General features: G+C 57.3%; 3 protein-coding genes. All 3 read right to left on the reverse strand.

Annotated features, from left to right (window positions below; all coding sequences use genetic code 11):
* A partial coding sequence (locus L2A60_RS20270; protein ID WP_235706266.1) for a glycosyltransferase family 2 protein occupies positions 1 to 1365 on the reverse strand: 1365 nt, incomplete at its 3' end.
* A 45-nt stretch (positions 1366 to 1410) separates the two neighbouring features.
* Positions 1411 to 1914 (reverse strand): hypothetical protein, encoded by a 504-nt coding sequence (locus L2A60_RS20275; protein WP_235706267.1) that lies wholly within the window; start codon positions 1912 to 1914, stop codon positions 1411 to 1413.
* A 16-nt stretch (positions 1915 to 1930) separates the two neighbouring features.
* A partial coding sequence (locus tag L2A60_RS20280; protein ID WP_235706268.1) for a hypothetical protein occupies positions 1931 to 2169 on the reverse strand: 239 nt, incomplete at its 5' end.

A 2169-nucleotide genomic window follows, 5' to 3' on the forward strand; every position in this document is an offset into this window, starting at 1 on the left:
CCAGACGTGATTCGCTGCCTTGCGTGTTCGATTCGAGACCCACCACCCGCCTCCACGAGTCAGAATCTCTACCCACTCACACGCGTCAACGAATCGCTGCAAGAATTTTGTGACACAGTAAGAGTAATAGGCGGGCAGATAATGCCGGTCGAACCCGCCCAGTTCCTCGAACAGCGCGCGGCGGATCAGCATGGCGGCGCCGGACACGTAATCCGCGTCGCGCAGATAGTTGAATTGCGGCGCCGCCGGGTCGCCCCCGCGCCCCCAGTTCCAGCCATCGCCCAGTCGCCAGACGATGCCGCCGACCTCCTGCAGCGTTCCGTCGGGGAAGAACAGCCGCGAGCCGGCGATGCCGATATCGGGGATCGTCTCGAAGGTTTCGACCAGCTCGTCCAGCCAGCGGTCGCGCACCAGCGTGTCGTTGTTCAGGAAAAAGATGTAATCGCCGCGCGCCTGCGCCGCGCCGAAATTGCAGGCTTCGATGAAGCCGCCGTTCTTCGGCGTGCGGATCACCCGGATCGCGCCGGCGAACAGCAGGCTGGCGAACAGGGTTTCGTCCTTCGACCCGTCATCGACGATCAGGATCTCGATCGGGCATTTCGGCGGGTGAAGGCGGATCGATTCGATGCACCGATACGTCGTCTCGAACTTGTCGTGCACCGGAATGACCACCGACACCAGCGGCGCCGGCCCGGGTTCGATCTCGATCGGCCGGTACGAATGCAGCAGATTGGTCACCAGCTCGTGCGTCCAGTCGGTCAGGCGCACCCGCGAGACCATGTCCTGGACCTCGTGCCGCGCGCCGCTTTCGAGCCGGAACCGCGCGTTCACCAGATCGTTGAGCCGCCCGAGCACCAGCGCCAAGGCCTCATCGACCAGCCGGATGTCGGAGGCATGCGCCGCGAGGGAGGACAGCACGCCGTCGATGAAATCCGCCGCGTGATCGTCGAAACCCGAATCGGGGCGGACAATCAGGCGCGGCGACCCCGGCAGCTCGGCCTTGGTTTTCGCGCATCGCACCCGCAGCAGGTGGCGCGATTTCGGCAGCAGAAACGCGATATTCTCGACCGCGAAGCCGTGATACCCATTGCCGATGCCCGCGTCCAGCAGATCCGGCCGGCGGAGATTCGCGGGAATCGTCAGCAGATGCTGGTCGTCGTCGAGTATCTCCAGTTCGCGCGTTTCGTCCGGCCGTTCGGGGTTCCAGGCCCATCCGACGATGCGCCGCAGGTTCAGTTCATCGACGAACCCCCACCCCTGGGACTGACCGTTGGCTGATGGTTTGGCCTTATCCGCCGAATCGGGGGCGCTGGCTTTCCGATCCTTCGGCCGGGTTTTTTCGGGCAGATCGACCTGATTGAGCATTCAATCCGAACTCCAGCACAAAACGGCGGCATTTGGCGCAAGCCATCATACGGATAAAAGCGACAGGGTGGTGATCGCAATACCCAGTTCCCGGATGTCTTCGCTGAGCCCGAGCCGTTTTGGTGAAATCGCCGTCGGGATCGTGATGGAAATTCTTGTCGACCGTCCAGAAATCGCATTGCGCGGAATCAGAAAACTGCAATCATCCTGTTCAAAAAATCCATGAAACCCACAGAACAGTCCATTGACGTGAATGAAGATTTGCTGTTGAATTATTTGGTCGACGGCGAGATACGGCATTGCTGACAGTTTAATACTTAAATCCTTGGCCGGCCACCGCGCCGCGATATCGATCCACGCAGTCTGTTTTTCGGTCCAGGAATAAAAATCCCCGTCATTGAGATCAAAACCAGAGACATTGAAAGAATTAATATTGCCTTCTTTTCCAAAATTCACGGAGAGTCCGTTTTCTAAATTTCCATGAATAAAATCAACATTTGAACCCGTATTCACGTTCTCGATCTTTCTTTGAAAAAGTTCCGTGCCCACTCACGAAACGTAAACCTTAAATTTCATTAACGAAGTTTGAGACAAACATCAAATTTTTTCGACGATCTTCACGAAAATGCCGTATTTGGCTGAGAATCGCCATGTTCGATGACGAATTTATGTCAGCGATGAAATTAGGGTGTGTCGTCATTTGACCGGGGGGATTGAACAAAACCGCTCTGCGGTAGTGATTTCCGGCTGATTTTGCGGCGCCGTTGATGGCGCACTTCACGCGACGGTCTCCTGTCTGAGAAG

This window comes from Acidiphilium iwatense (assembly GCF_021556475.1).
Lineage (GTDB): Bacteria > Pseudomonadota > Alphaproteobacteria > Acetobacterales > Acetobacteraceae > Acidiphilium > Acidiphilium iwatense.